This window comes from Tabrizicola sp. T46 (assembly GCF_057219895.1).
In genome coordinates this window covers 14,739-34,125 of the sequence record NZ_JBXVVV010000006.1, presented here as the reverse complement: position 1 = coordinate 34,125, position 19,387 = coordinate 14,739, and the positions used below count along the sequence as shown (strand labels likewise).

Genomic DNA, 19,387 nt, shown 5'->3' with positions numbered 1-19,387 from the left:
GCGGCCTCCGATCCGGTTTGCCGCCCTTATGCCGCCAAACGCTGACCGCCCGCCCCTCGTTTCCGTCGCCTGCCAACCAAAAACGACACGCGCCGATCCGGAAAACGACCTGCTCTTCTTTTCTGCGGAAGCATCCCACGGGGGCCCGGGGGTGTGAAACTCCCGGTCCGACGCCTGCACCCCTTGCGCCACTCCAAACCTCGCGCTACGCGGGCGCATGACCCAGCACGACCGCCTTCTCATCATCGACTTCGGTTCCCAGGTGACGCAACTGATCGCGCGCCGCCTGCGCGAGTTGAACGTCTACTGCGAGATCCACCCCTACAACCGCGTGGACGAGGCCTTCCTTGCGGCCTTCGCGCCGAAGGCGGTGATCTTCTCGGGCGGTCCGGCCAGCGTCTATTGGCAGGACGCGCCGATGCCGCCGAAGGGTGTCTTCGACCTTGGCGTGCCGATCCTCGGCATCTGCTACGGCCAGCAGGTGATGATGCACTGCCTTGGCGGGCATGTCGAAGGCGGCCACGGCACGGCGGAGTTCGGCCGTGCTTACGTGACACCCACGGCCACGACCCACCCGATCCTCGCAGGCTGGTTCGACACCGATGATGGCCACGGCGGGCGCGAGCAGGTTTGGATGAGCCACGGCGACCATGTTTCAAGACTGGCTCCGGGTTTCCAGGTCCTTGGCACCTCGCCCAACGCCCCCTTCGCCATCACCGCCGACCCAGCGCGTCACTTCTACGCAGTCCAGTTCCACCCCGAGGTGCACCACACCCCGAAAGGCGGCAAGCTCTACGAAAACTTCGTGCGTCTTGCCGGCTTCAAGGGCGACTGGACCATGGACGCCTACCGCGAGGAGGCGATCGCCAAGATCCGGGCCCAGGTCGGCGACCAGAAGGTCATCTGCGGGTTGTCCGGGGGCGTCGATTCCTCGGTCGCCGCCGTGCTGATCCACCAGGCGATCGGCGACCAGCTGACCTGCGTCTTCGTCGACCACGGGCTTCTGCGACTGGGCGAGGCCGACCAGGTCGTCACCATGTTCCGGGATACCTACAACATCCCGCTGATCCACGCCGACGAAAGCGAGCTTTTCCTCGGCGCGCTTGAAGGCGTCAGCGACCCCGAGGTCAAGCGCAAGACCATCGGCCGTCTTTTCATCGACGTCTTCCAGAAGCACGCGAACGAGGTTGGCGGGGCAACCTTCCTTGCGCAAGGCACGCTCTACCCCGACGTGATCGAAAGCGTCAGCTTCTCGGGCGGCCCCTCGGTCACGATCAAGAGCCACCACAACGTCGGCGGCCTGCCGGAAAAGATGGGGCTGAAGCTCGTCGAACCCCTGCGCGAGCTTTTCAAGGACGAGGTGCGCGCGCTTGGCCGCGAACTTGGCCTGCCCCCCGCCTTCATCGGCCGCCACCCCTTCCCCGGCCCCGGCCTGGCCATCCGTTGCCCGGGCGAGATCACGGCCGAAAAGCTCGACATCCTGCGCCGGGCCGATGCGGTCTACATCGATCAGATCCGCAGGCACGGCCTTTACGACGAGATCTGGCAGGCCTTCGCCGCGATCCTGCCGATGCGCACCGTGGGCGTGATGGGCGACGGGCGGACCTATGACTATGCGCTCGCCCTGCGTGCGGTCACCAGCGTGGACGGAATGACCGCCGACTACTACCCCTTCACCCACGACTTCCTCGGCGAGACCGCGACGCGGATCATCAACGAAGTCAAGGGTGTCAACCGCGTCTTCTACGACTGCACTTCGAAACCGCCGGGCACGATCGAGCTGGAGTGATCCCCGCTCTGGACATTTGCCGCCCACCCCGCAAGGGTCGGCGGCATGACCCAGCCCAACCGCCCGATTGCCGCCGCGCTCTGGATGACCGGGGCCATCGCCTCGTTCACCGCGATGGCGGTGGCGACGCGCGAGATCAGGGGCGCGCATGACACGTTCGAGATCCTCGCCTACCGTTCGGTCGTCGGCTTCTGCCTTGTCCTGATCGGGGCGGCGGTCCTGGGCCAGCTTGGGCGGATCAGCACCAAGCGGCTCGGCGGGCATGTCATCCGCAACATCTTCCACTTCACCGGCCAGTCGCTCTGGTTCTGGGCGATCACCATGATCCCCCTCGCCCAGGTCTTCGCGCTGGAGTTCACCTCGCCGATCTGGGTCATCCTCCTGTCGCCGCTTGTTTTGGGCGAGCGTCTGACCGGCCGCAAGCTTTTGGCCTGTGCGCTTGGCTTCAGCGGCGTCTGGATCGTGGCGCAACCCGATTTCACCGCCATCGACCCGGGCGTCCTCGCCGCCATTGGTGCCGCCTTCTTCTTCGCGACGACGACCCTGATGACCAAGGCCCTGACCCGGAACGAGGCCATCGTCTCGATCCTTTTCTGGCTGACGCTGATGCAGGCGGGATTCGGTTTTGCGGCCGTTCTGGCCGACGGCACGATCACGCCGCCCAGCCTTGCCACCCTTCCCTGGCTGGTCCTGATCGGCATCGCCGGCGTCTCGGCGCACCTTTGCCTTACGTCAGCCCTTTCGCTTGCCCCCGCGTCAAGCGTCGTGCCGGTCGATTTCGCCAGACTGCCGATCATCGCCGCCATCGGGGCCGCCTTCTACGGCGAACCCGTTGAAATCACGCTGTTCCTTGGCGCAGGCCTGATCTTCCTCGGGATCTGGGTCAACCTGCGCGCTGGGGTGTCCGGGCCACAGGTGGTGACCGTCACAAAACCGTGACGCGGCGTCATTGATTGACCGGTTTTTCGTGCGCCCATAGCCTTGCATGCAGGGAAATTCCTTCATTCGGGGATGAGGACAATGAAACGCATCATCAGCACGGCCGCAGCAATGGCTGCCGCCGCAACCACGGCGCAGGCCGGCGGGGTCGAGCGCTCCACACAATCCGTGGCGATCCTGTTCGAACAGGGCCGCTATGCCGAACTCAACTTCGGCCACTTCAGCCCGGACGTTTCGGGTTCGGTCGCGGGCGGCCTGCTCCAGTCCGGCGACATGGCGCCGAGCTACAACAACTGGGGTCTTGGCTACAAACAGGACCTGAACGACCGGATGGCGCTGGCCATCATCCTGGACGAGCCGATCGGGGCCGACGTCTTCTATCCCGGCACCTTCGGTGTGCCCGGGAACTATCCCCTGGCCGAAACCACCGCGGACCTGCAGTCCTGGGCCCTCACTGCCCTTCTGCGCTACAAGTTCGAGAACAACGTCTCGGTCTATGGCGGTCTCCGTTACCAAACCGTGAAGGGTGACGTGTCCATTCCGCTCGTCGGCGCGCCGCTTGGCTATACGCTCAGCACCAACCACGACAGCGAGCTTGGCTATGTCGTCGGCTTCGCCTGGGAGAAGCCGGAAATCGCCGCGCGCGTGGCACTGACCTACAACTCGGCGATCACCCACACGCTCGACTCGTTCGAAACGCTGGGGCCGGCCTCGCTGGCCAGCACCTTCGAAACCGAGGTGCCGCAGTCGGTGAACCTGGAATTCCAGACCGGGGTCGCCACCGATACGCTCCTGTTCGGCTCGATCCGCTGGGTGGACTGGAGCGAATTCGTCATCGACCCGGTGCTTTACCCTGCTGCCCTCGGCCCGCTGGTCAGCTATGCCAAGGACCGCGTGACCTACAACCTCGGCATCGGCCGGCGCTTCAACGAACAATGGTCCGGGGCGATCACCGTCGGCTATGAGGCTTCGGATGGCGAGCTGACCGGCAACCTCGGCCCGACCGATGGTGCCACCAGCATCGGCCTTGCCGGCACCTACACGATGGACGCCGTCAAGATCACCGCAGGCATCCGCTATGTCGACATCGGCGATGCGACGACGAACCCGCCGCTGAGCGCCCGCTTCACCAACAACGACGGGATCGGCGTCGGCTTCCGGATCGGCTATTCGTTCTGATCCATCCGGCGTCTGGCCCAGGAACCCCGCCCCTTCCGGGCGGGGTTTTTCGTTGTGAATCCGGGGCCCCGGCGCTAACAGGGGCGGGACAGGAGCCCCCCGATGATCTACCGCACCGCCCGCGACTACCTTGCTGCGCCGAAAAAGCGGGTGCTCCTCTTCGGCATGTCGGGCCTTGGCAAGACGCATCTTGCCAACATGCTGCGCGACCAGGGGTCCTGGTTCCACTACTCGGTCGATTACCGCATCGGCACGCGCTACATGAACGAATTCATCGCCGACAACTTCAAGCGCGAGGCGATGAAGGTTCCGCTCCTGCGCGAGCTTCTGATGACCGACTCGGTCTACATCGCGTCGAACATCACCTTCAACAACCTCGCCCCGCTCTCGACCTACCTCGGCAAGCCCGGGAACCCGGCGAAGGGCGGCCTTCCCTTCGCCGAATACATGGTCAGGCAGGAACAGCACCGCGCCGCCGAGGTCTCGGCCATGCTCGACACCGCCCGCTTCATCGACCGGGCCGAGGCGATCTATGGCTACCCGAACTTCGTCTGCGACACCTCCGGCTCGATCTGCGAAGTGGTGAGCCCCGAAGACCCCGCCGATCCGGTGATGGCGCAACTGCGCGAAACGCTCCTCCTCGTCTGGATCAAGGGGTCCGAGGCGCATACGGCCGAGCTTGTCCGCCGCTTCGACCGCGCGCCGAAACCGATGTACTACCAGCCGGCCTTTCTTCACGCGATGTGGGAAGAATACCGCGCAACCCATTCGGTGACCGAAGAAACCTGCGATCCGGATGCTTTCGTCCGCTGGACCTATGCCCGGGCACTCGCCCACCGCCAGCCGCGCTATGCCGCCATGGCCCGGCAGGGGGTGACGGTCACCGCCGAAGAAGTTGCCATGGTCCGCAGCCCGACCGACTTCGACGCGATGATCGCAGCAGCCATAGACCGCGCCGGTTGATCCCGCCCGCATTCCCCCCTACATCCGCCGCTCTGAAAGGAAGCATCAGATGCCCATCACCCTGCCCGAGACCCTGCCCGCCTTCAACGTTCTGCGGAACGAAGGCGTCATGGTCATGTCGCCCGAACGGGCGGCGCGGCAGGACATCCGGCCGTTGAAGATCGGGCTTCTGAACCTGATGCCGAAGAAGATCCAGACAGAAAACCAGTTCGCCCGGCTGATCGGCGCGACACCCCTGCAGATCGACTTGCACCTCATCCGCATGTCGGAACACCAGACGAAGAACACCGCCGCCGAGCACATGGCGACCTTCTACCGCCCCTTCCAGGAGGTGAAGGGCGAGAAGTTCGACGGTCTCATCATCACCGGCGCCCCGATCGAACACCTGCCGTTCGAGGAGGTCACCTACTGGGACGAGCTTTGCGAGGTGATGGACTGGACGCAAGATAACGTCCAGTCGACCTTCGGTGTCTGCTGGGGCGGGATGGCGATGATCAACCATTTCCACGGCGTGAAGAAACACATGCTGCCGGCCAAGGCCTTCGGCTGCTTCCGGCACCGCAATCTCTGCCCCACTTCACCCTATCTGCGCGGCTTTTCGGATGATTTCGTCATCCCCGTCAGCCGCTGGACCGAGATGAAGCAGGCCGAGATCGACGCGGCACCGGGACTTCAGACGCTGCTCGGCTCGGATGAGGTCGGCCCCTGCCTGGTCGAGGATGCGGCGCACCGTGCGCTCTACATCTTCAACCACTTCGAATATGACAGCGACACGCTGAAGCAGGAATATGACCGGGATGTTGCGGCAGGCACGCCGATCAACGTGCCTTTGAACTACTACCCAGATGACAACCCGGCGATGCCGCCCCTGAACCGGTGGAGAAGCCACGCCCACCTTCTATATGGCAACTGGATCAACGAGATTTACCAGTCCACGCCATATGACCTTGACCAGATTGGCCACTAGCCTTCTCATCGCGACCCTTGGCCTTGCCGGTGTGACCCACTGGCGGGCCTCGGCGCGCGAGACGGCGGCCGAAGCGGCCCATCCCCCGACCGGACAGGTCCTTATGGTTGATGGCAGGCGCCTTCATGTCGAGGTGGCGGGAACCGGCCCCGACCTCGTGATGATCCACGGCGCCTCCGGGTCTTTGCGCGACCTCACCTTCTCCCTGCGTGACCGGCTGACCGACCGGTACCGCGTCATCGTGGTGGACCGCCCCGGTCTTGGCCATTCCGACCCGCTGGATCAGCCCTCGCTCCGCGCCCAGGCCCGGCACATCGCGGCGGGCCTTGCGCAACTTGGCGTCGCCGATCCCGTGGTGCTGGGCCAAAGCTACGGCGGGTCGGTGGCGCTGGCCTGGGCGCTGGAAGGTGGCCCCCGCGCGCTGGTGCTGGTCGGCTCACCCGCGCTGCCCTGGCCCGGCACGCTCGACCCTTGGTACCGGCTGACCGCCACATGGCCCGGCCGCCATCTTGCGATCCCGCTTGCGTCGGCCTTTGTGCCGGACAGCTATGTCCGCGCGGCGATCAACGGCGTCTTCGCGCCCGACCCGGTGCCCGCGGGCTACGACGACTGGCTTGGCACGCCGCTCATCACCCGGCGCGCGGCGCTTCGGGCGAACACGGCGCAGGTCAATGCCTTGCGGGCCGAGCTGGTGACGATGGAACCGCGCTATCCCAGCCTGACCGTGCCAGTCGAACTGGTCCACGGTAGCGCGGACACCATCGTGCCGCTCGACATCCACTCCCGCCCCCTGTCGCAGCTTCTGCCCAACGTGACCCTGACCGTCATCGACGGCGCCGGCCACATGCCGCACCACAGCCACCCCGACACGGTCATTGCCGCCATCGACCGCGCCGCATTGCGCTGAGGCCGGCAATCGCCATACTGGCGGGAATGTCAGGAGGATTCACATGACCCTGCCCTTCGACGGCGCGATCAGCCGCTATTTCAACGAAGAAGCCCCCGCCGCCGTGCGCAAGGCGATCGAGAAGGGCGGAAAGGATGACATCCTGACCGCAACCTACCCCTACCGCGAGGAGATGAAGGGCAAGGACTACGACGCCCATATGGAGCGTCTTCAGATCGAGCTTGCCCGCATGCAGGCCGACCTGCGGAACTCCGGCCAGCGTCTGATCGTGGTCTTCGAGGGCCGCGATGCCGCCGGCAAGGGCGGCGCGATCAAGGCGGTGACCGAGAACATGAACCCCCGCCAGGCCTATGTCGTGGCCCTGCCGAAACCGTCGGAGAGGGAAAGCCAGCAATGGTACTTCCAGCGCTACGTCGACTGGTTCCCGGCAAAGGGCGAAATCGCGCTTTACGACCGCAGCTGGTACAACCGCGCGATGATCGAGCATGTCTTCGGCTTCTGCACCCCCGAGGACCGCGAAAGGTTCTTCCGCCAGCTTCCTGAATTCGAACAGATGATCGCGGATGAGGGGATCATCTTCCTGAAGATCTGGCTGGAGGTCGGCCGCGCCGAGCAGCTCCGCCGGTTCCTTGCCCGGGAGGGGGACCTGCTGAAGCAGTGGAAGTTGTCGAAGATCGACGTCGACGGACTGGCGAAATGGGACGCCTATTGCGAGGCGATCGACGAGACGATGGAGCGGACCCACGGCAAGCCCGCGCCCTGGACGGTGATCCTGTCGGACGACAAGAAGCGCGCCCGGATCGCGGTGATCCAGATGATCCTGAACGCGGTCGAATACAAGGGCAAGGACGCGGCTGCGATCGGAAAGGTCGACGGCAAGATCTGCGGCGGGCCGAAGCTCAGGCCGAAGGACTGATCTTGAAACGGGGATACCACCACGGCAACCTGAGGCAGGCGCTGGTCGAGGCGGCCCTGGAGCTGATCGCCGAGAAGGGGCCGCAGGGGTTCACCTTGTCCGAGGCGGCCAAGGCGGCGGATGTGACCCCGGCGGCCGTCTACCGGCACTTCGCGGGGCGGGACGATCTTCTGGCCGAGGTCGCGCGGCAGGGGTTCGACATCTTTGCCGCCCTTCTGGAATACGCCTACGATGACGGCCGGCCCACCCCGCTTGCGGCCTTCGAGGCGACGGGGCGGGCCTACCTGGCCTTTGCCCGGAAGTATCCCGGCCATTACCAGGCGATGTTCGAAAGCGGCCTTCAGCCCGGCCAGCATGCCGACCTTGCCCAGGTCGCGGGCAAGGCGCGGGCGACGATGGACCGGGCGGCGGAAGGGCTGGTCCGCGGCCTGCCCGAGGCGCGGCGGCCGCCCGCCAGCATGGTCTCGGCCCATGTCTGGGCGGCGAGTCACGGGGTGGTGGAACTCTTCGTCCGCGGGAACGGCGGGCCGCAGCCCTGGCCTGCCGAGGACCTTCTGGAGACCGCGATCGGGATCTACCTTCGCGGGCTGGGGCTTCTGTCGCCGGACAGGTGACCACGGGTGACCACAGTGGTCAATTTCGGGAAATCTAGCAATTTCAATGAATTGCGCGTGGACGTTAGGGCTTTGTTAACGTCTGGCCACGGCCCCAGGTGGCCCGCTCGTCGTTGACTTCGTCTCTCCTCGCTTGGCGCGTTCGACGAGCAGACGAAGTCGCACGAGGAGGGGTCAGCGGAAAAGGACCAGCGCCGAGGGGCTCCATGCCACGCGGACCTTGGTGCCGACGTCCAGCACCGGGCGGCCCGGGACGTTGCGCATCGACAGCCGCACCTCGACATCCGTGCCGCCCAGATAGACGTCGTAATAGGTCATGTCGCCGAAGTAGATCACTTCGTCGATCACGCCGTCGGTTTCGCGTTCAGGGGCCTTCTGGTCATCGTAAAGCAGCGTGAGCGTTTCCGGGCGCAGGCCCACGACCGGGCTGTCGCCGGTCTTGGCGGGCGCCTGGCTTGCGTCCAGTGTCACGCGGCCAAGGCCCTTGGCGTCGATCTCGACGCTGTTGCCAGCCTCGGAGACGATCTCGGCGGGGATGAAGTTCATCGTGCCGATGAAGTCCGCAACCTTCTTGGTCGCCGGGCGGCGATAGAGCGTTTCGGGGTCGGCCAGCTGGGCAATCTCGCCTTCGAACATCACGGCGATCCGGTCAGACATGACCAGGGCCTCTTCCTGGTCGTGGGTCACGAGGATGAAGGTGATCCCGACCTGGCGCTGCAGCTTGATGAGTTCGACCTGCATATGCTCGCGCATCTTCTTGTCGAGCGCCGAGAGGGGTTCGTCGAGGAGAAGCACCTTGGGCTTCAGAATCAGCGCCCGCGCCAGCGCCACCCGCTGCCGCTGGCCACCCGACAGCGCATGGGCGGCGCGCTTGCCGAAGCCCTTGAGGCCCACCATCTCCAGCGCCTCGGCCACGGCTTTCGCCTTCTCGTCGTTCGAGCGGGGGTCTTTCCGAAGGCCGAAGCCCACGTTTTCCTCGACGCTCATATGCGGGAAGATGGCGTAGGACTGGAACACCATGTTCGTCGGACGGGTGTTCGCGGCGACAGAGGCCATGTCCTTGCCGTCGATCATGATCACGCCCGAGGAGATATCCTCGAACCCTGCGATGGTGCGCAGAAGCGTGGTCTTGCCGCAGCCCGAGGGCCCGAGAAGAGAGAAGAACTCACCCGCCTTGATCGTGCCGTTGATGCCCCTGAGCGCATGATAGTCGCCATAATACTTATGGACGTCCTTGAACTCGATCATGGTCGGGCGGTCGTCGGAAAAGGTCACAGGAAGCCTCCGGAAGCTTGGCCACCGGCCTTGGCGATGCCACGGCGGCGGAAATACTCGGCGATGCCAAGCAGGATGATGGACATGAGGACGAGAAGCGTGCCGAGCGCCAGCATCGACGGCACCTTGGCCGGGAAGCGGAACTGGCCGAAGATATAGACCGAGAGGATCGGCTGGCCCGAGCCAAGGAAGTTCGCGATGATGAATTCGTCGAACGAGATGGTGAAGCAGATCAGGAAGCTCGCCATGATCCCGGGCATCACCAAGGGCAGCACGATCAGGCGGAAGGTCGAAAGCTGGGTTTCGCCAAGGTCCATCGCCGCCTCTTCCAGCGACCGGTCAAGCGACTGGAAGGCCGAGGTCAAGATCGCCACGGCAAAGGGCGTGCAGATCAGCGTCTGGCCGATGATGACGGTGAAGAGCGAAAGCGGCACGCCGATGGACAGAAGCACGACCAGCAGCGCCATGGCGACGATCATCTCGGGCAGGACCAGCGGCAGCATGATCATGCCCATGATCGGGGCCTTGCCGGGGAACCGGTAACGGACCGAGGCGCGCGCGGCGAAGATCCCTAGGATCGTCGACAGGGTTGCCACCGAAAGCGCGATGATCAGGCTGTTCTTGGCGGCCTCAGCCAGGTTCCTGTCGGCGAACATCTCGCGGAACCATTCCAGCGTGAAGCCCTGGAGCGGGAAGGCGACGACCCGGCTGTCGTTGAAGGCAAAGATCGGCAGAAGCAGGATCGGCCCGTAGAGGAAGAGGAAGTAAAAGAGCGTGAAGCTTTTGAGGATCGGCGCCTTCTTCATTTCTGGCCTCCGATGAAGCGGCGGTTCCAGAGCACGAAGGCAAGGCTGACAAGGCCCACCATCAGCATCGAGGCCACCGCGAAGGCCGAGCCTTGGGCGAAGTTCCGAAGCTTCAGAAGCTGGGTCTCGATCAGGTTGGCGATCATCGGTTCCTTGCCGTCACCCACGAGTTCGGGCGTCACGTAGTCGCCCACCGTGGGGATGAAGACGATGAGCACCGCCGCGATGACGCCCGGCATCGACAGGGGCAGCGTGACCCGCAGGAAGGTGGACCAGCGCGATTCACCGAGATCCTGCCCGGCCTCGAGGAGGCTGCGGTCGACCTTTTCCAGGCTGACGAAGATCGGCAGCACCGCGAAAGGCGCATAGGCATGGGCAAGAACGATGATGATCGACAGGATCGAGTAGCTGGCGATGTTCACCGGCGACAGCCCGATGGCGGTCAGCGAGGAATCGATGATTCCTCCGAAGCCGAGTATGACGAACCAGAGGCTGACGCGGATGATGTAGCTGGTCCAGAACGGGATGGTGATCAGGAAGAGCCACAGGCTTTTCCGGTCAGGCTTGACGTGGAAGCTGATGTAATAGGCGACCGGATAGGCCAGAAGCACGGTGATGAAGGTCACGCAAAGCGCCACCATCAGCGACTTCAGCATGATGAAAAGATAGGCGCCCTTGGGGTGAAAGAGTACCTCGGCGTAGTTCTCCAGCGTGAAGGGCAGACCGACCGTGCCGCGCCCGCCGGTCATGACCGAATAGATCAGGACGGTCGCAAGCGGGATGGCAAGCAGCAGGACGACATAGATGGCGGTCGGGCTGATGAGCTTCAGGCCCACCCTGGCCTCGGAAATCGGCGTTGCGGCCATGTCTCCCCCTCAGTCGCCCGCGCTTGATGCCGCGCGGGTCGCGTCCCATGATTTGATCAAATCTATCCCGACCGATCACACCAAGGCAAGAGGGGCATTAACGGCAGCGGAAATCAACCCCGGCACGCCGGGCTGGCCGCAACGGAACGGGCCGGAAGGTCAGCCCGCGACGCGCTCGATGGCGATCGCCCGTTTCTTGAGCTCATCATAAAGCGTTGGAACTACTCGGATCGAGCCGACGGCCACGCGCAGGGCATCGCTGATCCGGGCCTCGGACGGGTCCTCGGTGGCGACACGCCAGACCATCCGGCGGGCGACGCCGTCGTCATAGACAATTTCGGTGGCACCGTGGCGGGTCTTGCGCCAGCCAAGGAAGTCCGCGCCCCCGTGGGGCGCGTGGAAGGTGGATTGCAGTCCCATTTTCGGGCTCTCGTTCTTATCTGCTCTGCCCTGATTCTTCCGTTAGGTAAGCCGGTCCGGTCAATCGGGCCGCGGGGCAAATCCTCGTGATCGCTGCGAAACTGCAACAGTCCGTCAGACCGAGAGGTCCGAGGGCGGGCGGGCCAGAAGGGCGGCAAGCGTGGTCATCGCGCCTTCGAATTCGGCGCGCGGAATCTGGCCAGAGATCGCGATTCGGACGGCATTCGGCGCACGCCCCGTGACGAGGGCGTATTCGTCGGCCGACCGCACCAGCACCCCCTTCGCCTCGGCCATCCGCACGAAGGTCGAGGCGCGCCAGCCCATCGGCAGCCGCAGCCAGACGAAGGGGACGCCCGGCTGCCAGGCGAGATCGAAGGCGCCGAGATGGTTGACGAGGATCTGCAGCCGCTCGGCAAACTCGGCCTGGACGCGGGTGCGGATCTCGTGGGCGGCCCCGGTCCGAAAGAGGTGCAGCATGAGGTCGGCGACCGGGCGGGAAAGGGCGAAGAAGCCGTGCTGGGCGGTCAGGCGGCCCGCCTCGCCCATCCCGGCGGGGCAGATCACATAGCCAAAGCGCAGGGCGGCCGAGATCGTCTTCGAGACCGAGCCGACCAGCCAGACCCGCTCCGGCGCCAGGGCGCGCAAGCTGGGGATGTCGCTTTCGGCGACCGAGTAACAGTCGTCCTCCAGGACCTGCAGGTCATAGGCGCGGGCGATGGCGGCGATCTCCTGCCGCCGCTTGACCGGCATCCGGCCCGTGGTGGGGTTCTGCGCCTCGGTCGTGAGGCACAGGACCTGCGCCCCGTGGCGGCGGCAGGCGGCCTCGAGTGCGGCGGGGACGATCCCGTGTTCGTCGATCTCGACCGGGACGACCTCGGCCCGGGCGGCGCGGGCGGCGTAGCGGAAGCCGGGATAGGCCAGTTCCTCGATCAGGACGACGGGGCGTTCGCCGCGCAGGCAGCAATCGAAGATCAGGCCGATCGCGTTCTGCCCGCCATGGGTAAGGGCCACGTCCTCGGGCCCGATTGGCCCCAGGATGCGGTCGCCCATCCACTGGGCGATCTCGGCCCGCAAGGCGGCCTCGCCCTGCTGGCTGGTATAGTCGAGCCAGCCCTGGTCGGTGCCCGCCGCCATGGCCAGAAGGGCGGTGCGGAAGGCAGCCGTCTGGCCAACCTCCGGCACCTGCGGCGGACGCAGGTCGGTCAGGCCCGAGGCCCTGGCGTTGGGGCGTTCGGTATACAATGGCTGCGTGGGCCCGAGACGCGGCGATTGTGCCGCCACAAAGGTGCCGCGCCCGACCGTCGCCTGCAACAGCCCCTCCTGCGTCGCCATCTGATAGGCCCGGGCCACCGTTCCCGGCGTCAGGTGCAGTCGCCAGGCAAGGTCGCGCACGGTCGGAAGCTGCGAATTGGGCGGCAGCCCCCCGCTCCGGATCGCGTCGCGCAGGGCACGCGAGAGCGCGAGATACTTCGGTCCGGGAAATTGACTCAGATCAGGCGCCCAACTTGTATCAGTCACAATAATCCTCTGGCGACTCATTCCGCGGTATTGCTACATTGTTTCTACGCGAAAGACGCTATTGTATCAATACAAATCAAAGGAGGCTGCGATGACCCGCAGCGAGATCAAGACCCTTCCCCTTTCCCCGCGCACCAGCCTGGTGGCGCGCCTGACCCTTGTCCTTTCGCAAGCCCTGACCCGCCGTCGTGACCGCATGCTGCTCGCGCGCCTGGATGACCATCTCCTGCGCGACATCGGCCTCACGCCCGAAGATGCCCGGACCGAGGCGGCCAAGCCCTTCTGGCAGGCCTGACCCGGTCCCCTGCCCCATCCTACCCCTGACTGGGCCGGAACCTTCCGGCCCTTTTTTCATGCCGGCAAAGCAAAAGGCCCGCCGGATGGGCGGGCCTTTCTTTGAGAGCGGTGCGCTGTAGCGCATCCTACGCAAGGGATTAGCGCTTCGAGAACTGGAAGCTGCGGCGGGCCTTCGGCTTGCCGTACTTCTTCCGTTCGACGACACGGCTGTCGCGGGTCAGGAAGCCTGCGGCCTTCAGCGCCGGGCGCAGCGTGGGTTCGTAAAGCTGAAGCGCCTTCGAGATGCCGTGCTTGACCGCACCGGCCTGGCCCGAGAGGCCACCACCGGCGACGGTGGCGTAGACATCGAACTGGCCTTCCACGTTCGCTACCTGGAACGGCTGCTTCAGGATCATCTGCAGCACGGGACGGGCGAAGTAGACCGCCATTTCCTTGCCGTTGACCACGACCTTGCCCGAACCGGGCTTGACCCAGACGCGGGCGACCGCGTCCTTGCGCTTGCCGGTGGCATAGGAGCGGCCCAGCTTGTCACGGACCGGAACCCGCGGGGCGGCTTCCACGGCGGCGGGGGCAGAGCCGACAGCCGACTTCAGGTCATCGAGAGATTTGATATCGGCCATGATCACGCGCTCCGGGTGTTCTTCGGGTTCAGGACCTTGACGTCCAGAACGGTCGGCTGCTGCGCCTCGTGCGGATGGGTCGCACCGGCGTAGACGCGGAGGTTGGTCATCTGCTGACGGCCAAGACGGTTGCGGGTGATCATGCGCTCGACGGCCTTGACCACCACACGCTCGGGGTGGGCGCCTTCCAGCACCTGCCGCGCGGTGCGGCTCTTGATCCCGCCCGGATGCCCGGTGTGCCAGTAGTAGACCTTGTCGTCGCGCTTCTTGCCGGTCATCTGCACCTTGTCGGCGTTGATGACGATGACATTGTCACCCATGTCCATATGGGGGGTGAAGGTCGGCTTGTTCTTGCCGCGCAGGATGTTGGCGACGATCGTGGCGAGGCGGCCCAGAACGACGCCTTCGGCGTCGATCAGGATCCACTTCTTCTCGATGTCCGCCGGAGTAGCGGTGAAGGTTTTCATCGTGGTTCCCAACGAATAAGGGGGCACCTCTGCCCCCGGAATCTCGGATGCGGGCTTATCGCCGAAGCCCGGCACAGCGTCAAGCGCCGATCAAAAGATTTACTCAAGCAAAATCATCGGCTTACGGATGCGGTATTATAATACCCCAAATCGCTCATCCTTTCTGCACAAATATCCCACGGGGGTGCGGGGGTGTGAAACCCCCGCTCTGCCGTCGGCCAAGGACGCGCCCTATCGCAATCTGGGCGGACGCGACGGGTCCAGTCCCGGCGGGGCCGGTTCCGCGGGCCGTTCCGGTGCCGGAAGATCAAAGCGCAGGCCGACCCGGGCCATCGCCGCTGCCGCCGGCGAGGCTGCGGCCAGGAAGACCACGTCCAACTCACCGGCTTCCACGCCTGAAAAGACCAGCGCCTCGCCCATCGCCCGGGCCAGCGGCCCCTCTGCCCCGTCGGCCGCATCGAGGATCGCCAGCACGTGGCCCCGGCGTCCGTCGCGGTAGACGACCCCAGCAAGGATGGCCGCTGCCGCCAGCCCACCCGCCCGGGCCAGCTTGGCATCGAGCGCGGCGACCACCGCCTCGGGCACGGCGGGCGGCAGGAACTCCTCCGGCGCGGCCTCGACCTCCTCCGGGGCTTCGTCCAGCGTCTCGGCCAGCCAGTCCATCGCCTCGGGTGGCAGCAGCATCGACGAGGGTGCGACGCCAAGGTTCACCCCAAGGCCGATCCCCTGCCCTTTCAGAAGGCCCGCGATCACCCGGCCCGGCAGGGCGGCATAGGGCGCGATCCCGCCGGTGAAGCTCGCCAGCCGCTCTTCGCGGTCAAAGACCAGGACAACCGGCCCATCCTCAAGCTCGAAAACCTTGGGCTCCAGCCGTTCGCCATCCGCCTCGCGTTCCAGAAGCAGCACCATCTCGCCATCGGCCAGCCGCTCGAAGAAGCGCAGGCGCAGCGCCTCGTTCTCCGGGTCGGCCGATACCGCGGCGTGGGCGGCGTCGAGGAAGGTCACGAGGTCAGCCATTCAGCACCTGTTCCAGACTGGACCGCAGCACGGGCAGAAGCTCGGCCGCGAACCAGGGATTGCGTGTCAGCCACCCCGTATTCCGCCACGAGGGATGCGGCAAGGGAAAGACGCCCCGTGCGGCCGAAGCACGCCAGTCCGCGACGGCCCGCGTGACATCGCGCTGGCCGAGGTGCCAGCGGATCGCGGCACCACCGACCAGAAGCGTCAGTGCCACCGGGCCAACCGCTTCCATCACCTGGGCCCGCCAGGTCGCGGCGCAGAGAGGCGGCGGCGGCAGGTCGGCACCCTTGGCATCATAGCCCGGAAAGCAAAAGGCCATCGGCACGATCGCGATGCGCGAGAGGTCATAGAACGTGGCCTCGGTCACCCCCATCCAGTCGCGCAGACGCTCACCCGAGCGGTCGGTGAAGGGCCGGCCGCTGGCATGCACCCGCGCGCCGGGCGCCTGCCCCGCGATCAGGACCCGTGCGCCGGGGCGGAACCAGACCACCGGACGCGGTTCGTGCGCCGTCGCGGTTGCGGCGAAGCGCGCGGCACAAAGCCGGCAGCCCCGGATATCCTTTACCAGCGTCATGCCCGGAAGTCTGCCGCCTACGCCCCGCGGCCACAAGGCTCCGGACCGCCGCGCCCGTGGCACGCGCGACACGACCGCGTGAGACCGTGGGTCTTGCCCCGTCCTGCCGGAGCAAAGCCCTTTTGTGGCCACAAACCGGATGTTAACGCTGTAGACCTAGACCGGGATCAGCGGCGCATGGCGCGGCCGGGCAGAGGCGTGAATGATCGAGTTTCAGGAGGTGTCCAAATCGTTCTGGACCGGGACCCAGCGCAAGGTCATCCTTGACCGCGCCTCGTTCCGGATCGAGCGTGGGAACTCGCTGGGGATCCTCGCGCCGAACGGGGCCGGCAAGACCACGATCATCAACATGATGGCGGGGCTGGAAAAGCCCGACGAAGGCGTGATCCGCAAGACCTCGCGCGTGTCCTTTCCGCTTGGCTTCATGGGCGGGGTGAACAACAAGCATTCGGCCAAGGAGAACAGCCGCTATATCGCCCGGCTTTACGGGCTTGATCCGGACTATGTGGAAAGCTTCTGCCGCTGGGTCTGCGGCCTGGGCGAGTACTTCGACATGCCGCTGGCGACCTATTCCTCGGGCATGAAGTCGCGCTTTTCCTTCTCGCTTCTTCTGTCGATCGAGTTCGACATCTACCTGATCGACGAAGGCATGCCGGCCAATTCGGATGTCGAGTTCAACCGCAAGGCCGGGAGCCTGCTGAAGGAACGGCTTCAGAACGCGACGGTGGTGATCGTGTCGCATTCGCCGGAAACCCTGCAGAAGTTCTGTCACTCGGCGGCGGTTCTGAAGAACGGCAGGCTTTACATGTTCGACACCCTTGAAGAAGCGAGACGTCTTTATGACTACACGACCTAAGGCCGCGCGCTTCTTCCTGCGCCGGGTCGAGCGCAGCGCAGTCCCGCCCGCGCAAACGGGGTCGGACATGCCGTTCGACACGCAGGGCGACGGGTTCGGCAATGTCGATTTCCGCGGCCCGGCGGCGGGGGCTGCCCAGGCTTCGGCACCGGCATCCGATGGCGCTCAACCCACCGGTCAGGCAGCGGGAGGGCCGGCCTCGTCCTCCGATCAGGGGCGCGCGCTGACACGGCTGCCGGGCGACGGGGCCCGGCTTCCGGCGCGCCCCCGGCCCATGGCGGTGCCCTCGACCGAGCAGCGGGCCGAGGTGAACCAGGCCGCCGAGATCCTGCGCATGCAGACCGAGATCGCGCGCCGCCGCCGCCGCCGGCTTGCGCTTCTGGCGGCGCGCCTTTTTGCCTTCGTGCTGCTTCCGACGCTCCTGGCCGGCTGGTACTTCTACCGCATCGCGACCCCGATGTATGTCGCCAAGGCAGAATTCGTGATCCAGCAGGCCGGACCGGCAAGTTCGGGCGGCGGGCTTGGCGGATTGCTGTCCGGCACCGGCCTTGCAACCTCGCAGGATTCCGTCGCCGTCCAGGCCTATCTGCAATCGCGCGAGGCGATGCTGCGGCTGGAAGAGGACGTCGGCTTTCGCAGGCATTTCCAGGACCCGTCGATCGACCCGGTGCAGCGGCTGGCGCCGGATGCATCGATGGAGGACGCCTATGGGGTCTACAAGCGCTTCGTGCGGATTTCCTACGATACGTCCGAGGGCCTTGTTCGCATGGAGGTCATCGCCGCCGATCCCGAGGTTGCGGCATCCTGGGCCCGCCAGCTTGTGGGCTATGCCGAGGAACAGGTCGACCACCTGACCCAGCGCCTGCGCGCGGACCAGATGGCCGGAGCGCAGAAGGGCTATGAAACAGCCGAGGCCAACCTGACCGAAGCACAGCGCAGGCTGGTCGAGTTGCAGGAGAAGTTCAGGGTGATCTCGGGCGAGGCCGAGGTCACGCTACTGACGACCCAGATCGCGACGCTGGAATCACAGCTGACAACAGAGCGGATCGGCCTTGCGCAGATCGAATCCAATGCCACCCCGAACCAGGCCAGGCTTGATGCCGTCCGGGCGCGGATTGCCTCGCTTGAAGACGAGATCGCGGCGCTTCGGAGCGCGATGACCGTCGGCAGTTCGGACGGCAGCAGCATGGCCGAGATCCAGAGCCAGCTTCAGATCGCCCAGGCCGACGTTGCGACGCGGCAGATGCTGATGACACAGGCGCTCCAGTCGATGGAAACCGCGCGCGTCGAGGCGAACCGCCAGGTGCGCTATCTTTCGCTGGCCGTCAGCCCGACGCCGACCGACTCGCCCGCCTATCCGCGCGCCTTCGAGAATACACTGATCACCCTGTTGATCATGCTGGGCATATACCTCATGGTCGCGATGACCGCCGCGATCCTGCGCGAACAGGTCTCGGCCTGAGCGAAGGCCCCGGGGGAAGGATGAAGGACGTCTCGATCGGCACGCTTCGGGTCGGCAACGACCTGCCGCTTCTGGTGATTGCCGGCCCCTGCCAGCTGGAAAGCCTGGACCACGCGCAGATGATCGCGGGCCGGATGGCCGAGGCCTGCCGGGCTGCGGGCGCGCAGTTCGTCTTCAAGGCCAGCTATGACAAGGCCAACCGGACCTCGCTTTCGGGCAAGCGGGGCATGGGGATGGAGGCGGGCCTCAAGGTCCTGGCAGCGGTTCGGGCCAGCGGCATCCCGGTCCTGACGGATGTCCACGATGCCGCCCAGGCGCGCGAAGCGGCCACGGTGGTCGACGTGATCCAGATCCCAGCGTTCCTGTCGCGCCAGACCGACCTTCTGCTTGCGGCGGGTGAGACGGGGGCCGTGGTCAACATCAAGAAGGGCCAGTTCCTGGCCCCCTGGGACATGGCCAATGTCGCGGCCAAGGTCGCCTCGACCGGGAATGAGCGGATCCTTCTTACCGAACGCGGTGCAAGTTTCGGCTACAACACGCTGGTCACCGACATGCGGAGCCTGCCGATCATGGCCCGCACCGGATACCCGGTGATCATGGATGCCACCCATTCGGTGCAGCAGCCCGGCGGGCAGGGCTCGTCTTCGGGCGGGCAGCGCGAATTCGCGCCGGTGATGGCTCGGGCGGCCGTCAGCCTGGGGATCGCGGGCGTCTTCATCGAAACGCATGAAGACCCCGACCGCGCGCCCTCCGACGGGCCGAACATGATCCCGCTCGCGGAAATGCCGGCACTGGTGGCAAGCCTGATGGGTTTTGACCGGCTGGCAAAAGCGTCACCCCTGCGCGTCTGACCGGCCCCAGGGCGGCGCGGCCGCCGAGCGGCGCCGTGTATCCGGCGCTCCCCCGCCGCTGGTGCGGAACCTTATGGCCCG

At 65.7% G+C, this 19,387-nt stretch carries 21 protein-coding genes; 12 read left to right on the top strand and 9 right to left on the bottom strand.

The window, feature by feature from the left end:
• Positions 1–217: 217 nt before the first annotated feature.
• The 8 genes from guaA to AC2D9V_RS17130 all read left to right on the top strand — a co-directional run bounded on the left by guaA (position 218) and on the right by AC2D9V_RS17130 (position 8,274).
• Complete coding sequence (guaA, locus tag AC2D9V_RS17165; RefSeq protein WP_484715312.1) at positions 218–1,789, top strand: glutamine-hydrolyzing GMP synthase; 1,572 nt, start codon at positions 218–220, stop codon at positions 1,787–1,789.
• Between the two features lie 45 nt (positions 1,790–1,834).
• Positions 1,835–2,728, top strand: a complete 894-nt coding sequence (locus AC2D9V_RS17160; RefSeq protein ID WP_484715311.1) for a DMT family transporter — start codon at positions 1,835–1,837, stop codon at positions 2,726–2,728.
• A gap of 81 nt (positions 2,729–2,809) precedes the next feature.
• The gene (locus tag AC2D9V_RS17155; protein ID WP_484715310.1) at positions 2,810–3,907 is read left to right on the top strand and encodes a hypothetical protein; all 1,098 of its coding nucleotides are present in this window, start codon (positions 2,810–2,812) and stop codon (positions 3,905–3,907) included.
• 102 nt (positions 3,908–4,009) lie between these two features.
• On the top strand, positions 4,010–4,870 hold the full coding sequence (locus AC2D9V_RS17150) for an ATPase (protein WP_484715309.1): 861 nt from the start codon (positions 4,010–4,012) through the stop codon (positions 4,868–4,870).
• A 49-nt stretch (positions 4,871–4,919) separates the two neighbouring features.
• Positions 4,920–5,837: a homoserine O-acetyltransferase MetA gene (gene metA, locus AC2D9V_RS17145; RefSeq protein ID WP_484715308.1), complete on the top strand. Its 918-nt coding sequence runs from the start codon at positions 4,920–4,922 to the stop codon at positions 5,835–5,837.
• Positions 5,827–6,744 (top strand): alpha/beta fold hydrolase, encoded by a 918-nt coding sequence (locus tag AC2D9V_RS17140; RefSeq protein ID WP_484715307.1) that lies wholly within the window; start codon positions 5,827–5,829, stop codon positions 6,742–6,744. The genes metA and AC2D9V_RS17140 overlap by 11 nt, the downstream gene beginning before the upstream one ends.
• Before the next feature lie 43 nt (positions 6,745–6,787).
• A complete protein-coding gene (gene ppk2 / locus AC2D9V_RS17135; protein ID WP_484715306.1) occupies positions 6,788–7,660 on the top strand; it encodes a polyphosphate kinase 2 in 873 nt (290 codons plus the stop codon).
• Positions 7,660–8,274: a TetR/AcrR family transcriptional regulator gene (locus AC2D9V_RS17130; protein WP_484715383.1), complete on the top strand. Its 615-nt coding sequence runs from the start codon at positions 7,660–7,662 to the stop codon at positions 8,272–8,274. The genes ppk2 and AC2D9V_RS17130 overlap by 1 nt, the downstream gene beginning before the upstream one ends.
• 174 nt (positions 8,275–8,448) lie before the next feature.
• On the opposite strand, the gene AC2D9V_RS17125 is transcribed toward AC2D9V_RS17130, so the two are convergent.
• From AC2D9V_RS17125 to AC2D9V_RS17105, 5 genes are all read right to left on the bottom strand, one after another.
• Positions 8,449–9,522, bottom strand: coding sequence for an ABC transporter ATP-binding protein (locus AC2D9V_RS17125; protein WP_484715382.1), 1,074 nt, complete (start codon positions 9,520–9,522; stop codon positions 8,449–8,451).
• A 23-nt stretch (positions 9,523–9,545) separates the two neighbouring features.
• Positions 9,546–10,355, bottom strand: a complete 810-nt coding sequence (locus AC2D9V_RS17120; RefSeq protein ID WP_484715305.1) for an ABC transporter permease — start codon at positions 10,353–10,355, stop codon at positions 9,546–9,548.
• Entirely contained in the window at positions 10,352–11,221 is an 870-nt protein-coding gene (locus tag AC2D9V_RS17115) for an ABC transporter permease (RefSeq protein ID WP_484715304.1), read from the bottom strand. Before AC2D9V_RS17115 ends, AC2D9V_RS17120 begins: the two co-directional genes overlap by 4 nt.
• A 159-nt stretch (positions 11,222–11,380) precedes the next feature.
• Positions 11,381–11,641: a hypothetical protein gene (locus AC2D9V_RS17110; RefSeq protein WP_484715303.1), complete on the bottom strand. Its 261-nt coding sequence runs from the start codon at positions 11,639–11,641 to the stop codon at positions 11,381–11,383.
• Positions 11,642–11,755: 114 nt separating this feature from the next.
• Positions 11,756–13,180, bottom strand: a complete 1,425-nt coding sequence (locus AC2D9V_RS17105) for an aminotransferase-like domain-containing protein (protein WP_484715302.1) — start codon at positions 13,178–13,180, stop codon at positions 11,756–11,758.
• A 70-nt stretch (positions 13,181–13,250) separates the two neighbouring features.
• Here AC2D9V_RS17105 and AC2D9V_RS17100 point away from each other — a divergent pair, with 70 nt between their 5' ends.
• Positions 13,251–13,454, top strand: coding sequence for a DUF1127 domain-containing protein (locus AC2D9V_RS17100; RefSeq protein ID WP_484715301.1), 204 nt, complete (start codon positions 13,251–13,253; stop codon positions 13,452–13,454).
• 139 nt (positions 13,455–13,593) lie between these two features.
• Here the strand turns inward: AC2D9V_RS17100 and rpsI are convergent, their stop codons facing one another.
• From rpsI to AC2D9V_RS17080, 4 genes are all read right to left on the bottom strand, one after another.
• Complete coding sequence (gene rpsI / locus AC2D9V_RS17095) at positions 13,594–14,076, bottom strand: 30S ribosomal protein S9 (protein ID WP_484715300.1); 483 nt, start codon at positions 14,074–14,076, stop codon at positions 13,594–13,596.
• A gap of 2 nt (positions 14,077–14,078) precedes the next feature.
• Positions 14,079–14,543 carry a 50S ribosomal protein L13 gene (gene rplM, locus AC2D9V_RS17090; RefSeq protein WP_484715299.1) on the bottom strand — a complete coding sequence of 155 codons (465 nt, stop codon included), beginning with the start codon at positions 14,541–14,543 and terminating at the stop codon, positions 14,079–14,081.
• A 231-nt stretch (positions 14,544–14,774) separates the two neighbouring features.
• A complete protein-coding gene (locus tag AC2D9V_RS17085) occupies positions 14,775–15,548 on the bottom strand; it encodes an SseB family protein (RefSeq protein ID WP_484715381.1) in 774 nt (257 codons plus the stop codon).
• A gap of 4 nt (positions 15,549–15,552) precedes the next feature.
• Positions 15,553–16,137, bottom strand: a complete 585-nt coding sequence (locus AC2D9V_RS17080) for a uracil-DNA glycosylase family protein (protein ID WP_484715298.1) — start codon at positions 16,135–16,137, stop codon at positions 15,553–15,555.
• Between the two features lie 202 nt (positions 16,138–16,339).
• Here AC2D9V_RS17080 and AC2D9V_RS17075 point away from each other — a divergent pair, with 202 nt between their 5' ends.
• The 3 genes from AC2D9V_RS17075 to kdsA all read left to right on the top strand — a co-directional run bounded on the left by AC2D9V_RS17075 (position 16,340) and on the right by kdsA (position 19,306).
• Positions 16,340–16,993, top strand: a complete 654-nt coding sequence (locus AC2D9V_RS17075) for an ABC transporter ATP-binding protein (protein WP_484715297.1) — start codon at positions 16,340–16,342, stop codon at positions 16,991–16,993.
• Positions 16,994–17,060: 67 nt separating this feature from the next.
• Positions 17,061–18,455 (top strand): KpsE/RkpR family capsule polysaccharide export protein, encoded by a 1,395-nt coding sequence (locus AC2D9V_RS17070; protein WP_484715296.1) that lies wholly within the window; start codon positions 17,061–17,063, stop codon positions 18,453–18,455.
• A gap of 20 nt (positions 18,456–18,475) precedes the next feature.
• Positions 18,476–19,306 (top strand): 3-deoxy-8-phosphooctulonate synthase, encoded by an 831-nt coding sequence (gene kdsA, locus AC2D9V_RS17065; protein ID WP_484715295.1) that lies wholly within the window; start codon positions 18,476–18,478, stop codon positions 19,304–19,306.
• Positions 19,307–19,387: the final 81 nt, after the last annotated feature.

Excerpts from the sequence above, each read along its gene's own strand:
- guaA (WP_484715312.1), top strand. The coding sequence starts at position 218 with ATGACCCAGCACGACCGCCTTCTCATCATCGACTTCGGTTCCCAGGTG.
- AC2D9V_RS17160 (WP_484715311.1), top strand. The coding sequence starts at position 1,835 with ATGACCCAGCCCAACCGCCCGATTGCCGCCGCGCTCTGGATGACCGGG.
- AC2D9V_RS17155 (WP_484715310.1), top strand. The coding sequence starts at position 2,810 with ATGAAACGCATCATCAGCACGGCCGCAGCAATGGCTGCCGCCGCAACC.
- AC2D9V_RS17150 (WP_484715309.1), top strand. The coding sequence starts at position 4,010 with ATGATCTACCGCACCGCCCGCGACTACCTTGCTGCGCCGAAAAAGCGG.
- metA (WP_484715308.1), top strand. The coding sequence starts at position 4,920 with ATGCCCATCACCCTGCCCGAGACCCTGCCCGCCTTCAACGTTCTGCGG.
- ppk2 (WP_484715306.1), top strand. The coding sequence starts at position 6,788 with ATGACCCTGCCCTTCGACGGCGCGATCAGCCGCTATTTCAACGAAGAA.
- AC2D9V_RS17125 (WP_484715382.1), bottom strand. The coding sequence starts at position 9,522 with ATGATCGAGTTCAAGGACGTCCATAAGTATTATGGCGACTATCATGCG.
- AC2D9V_RS17120 (WP_484715305.1), bottom strand. The coding sequence starts at position 10,355 with ATGAAGAAGGCGCCGATCCTCAAAAGCTTCACGCTCTTTTACTTCCTC.
- AC2D9V_RS17115 (WP_484715304.1), bottom strand. The coding sequence starts at position 11,221 with ATGGCCGCAACGCCGATTTCCGAGGCCAGGGTGGGCCTGAAGCTCATC.
- AC2D9V_RS17110 (WP_484715303.1), bottom strand. The coding sequence starts at position 11,641 with ATGGGACTGCAATCCACCTTCCACGCGCCCCACGGGGGCGCGGACTTC.
- AC2D9V_RS17105 (WP_484715302.1), bottom strand. The coding sequence starts at position 13,180 with ATGAGTCGCCAGAGGATTATTGTGACTGATACAAGTTGGGCGCCTGAT.
- AC2D9V_RS17100 (WP_484715301.1), top strand. The coding sequence starts at position 13,251 with ATGACCCGCAGCGAGATCAAGACCCTTCCCCTTTCCCCGCGCACCAGC.
- rpsI (WP_484715300.1), bottom strand. The coding sequence starts at position 14,076 with ATGGCCGATATCAAATCTCTCGATGACCTGAAGTCGGCTGTCGGCTCT.
- rplM (WP_484715299.1), bottom strand. The coding sequence starts at position 14,543 with ATGAAAACCTTCACCGCTACTCCGGCGGACATCGAGAAGAAGTGGATC.
- AC2D9V_RS17080 (WP_484715298.1), bottom strand. The coding sequence starts at position 16,137 with ATGACGCTGGTAAAGGATATCCGGGGCTGCCGGCTTTGTGCCGCGCGC.
- AC2D9V_RS17075 (WP_484715297.1), top strand. The coding sequence starts at position 16,340 with ATGATCGAGTTTCAGGAGGTGTCCAAATCGTTCTGGACCGGGACCCAG.
- AC2D9V_RS17070 (WP_484715296.1), top strand. The coding sequence starts at position 17,061 with ATGCCGTTCGACACGCAGGGCGACGGGTTCGGCAATGTCGATTTCCGC.
- kdsA (WP_484715295.1), top strand. The coding sequence starts at position 18,476 with ATGAAGGACGTCTCGATCGGCACGCTTCGGGTCGGCAACGACCTGCCG.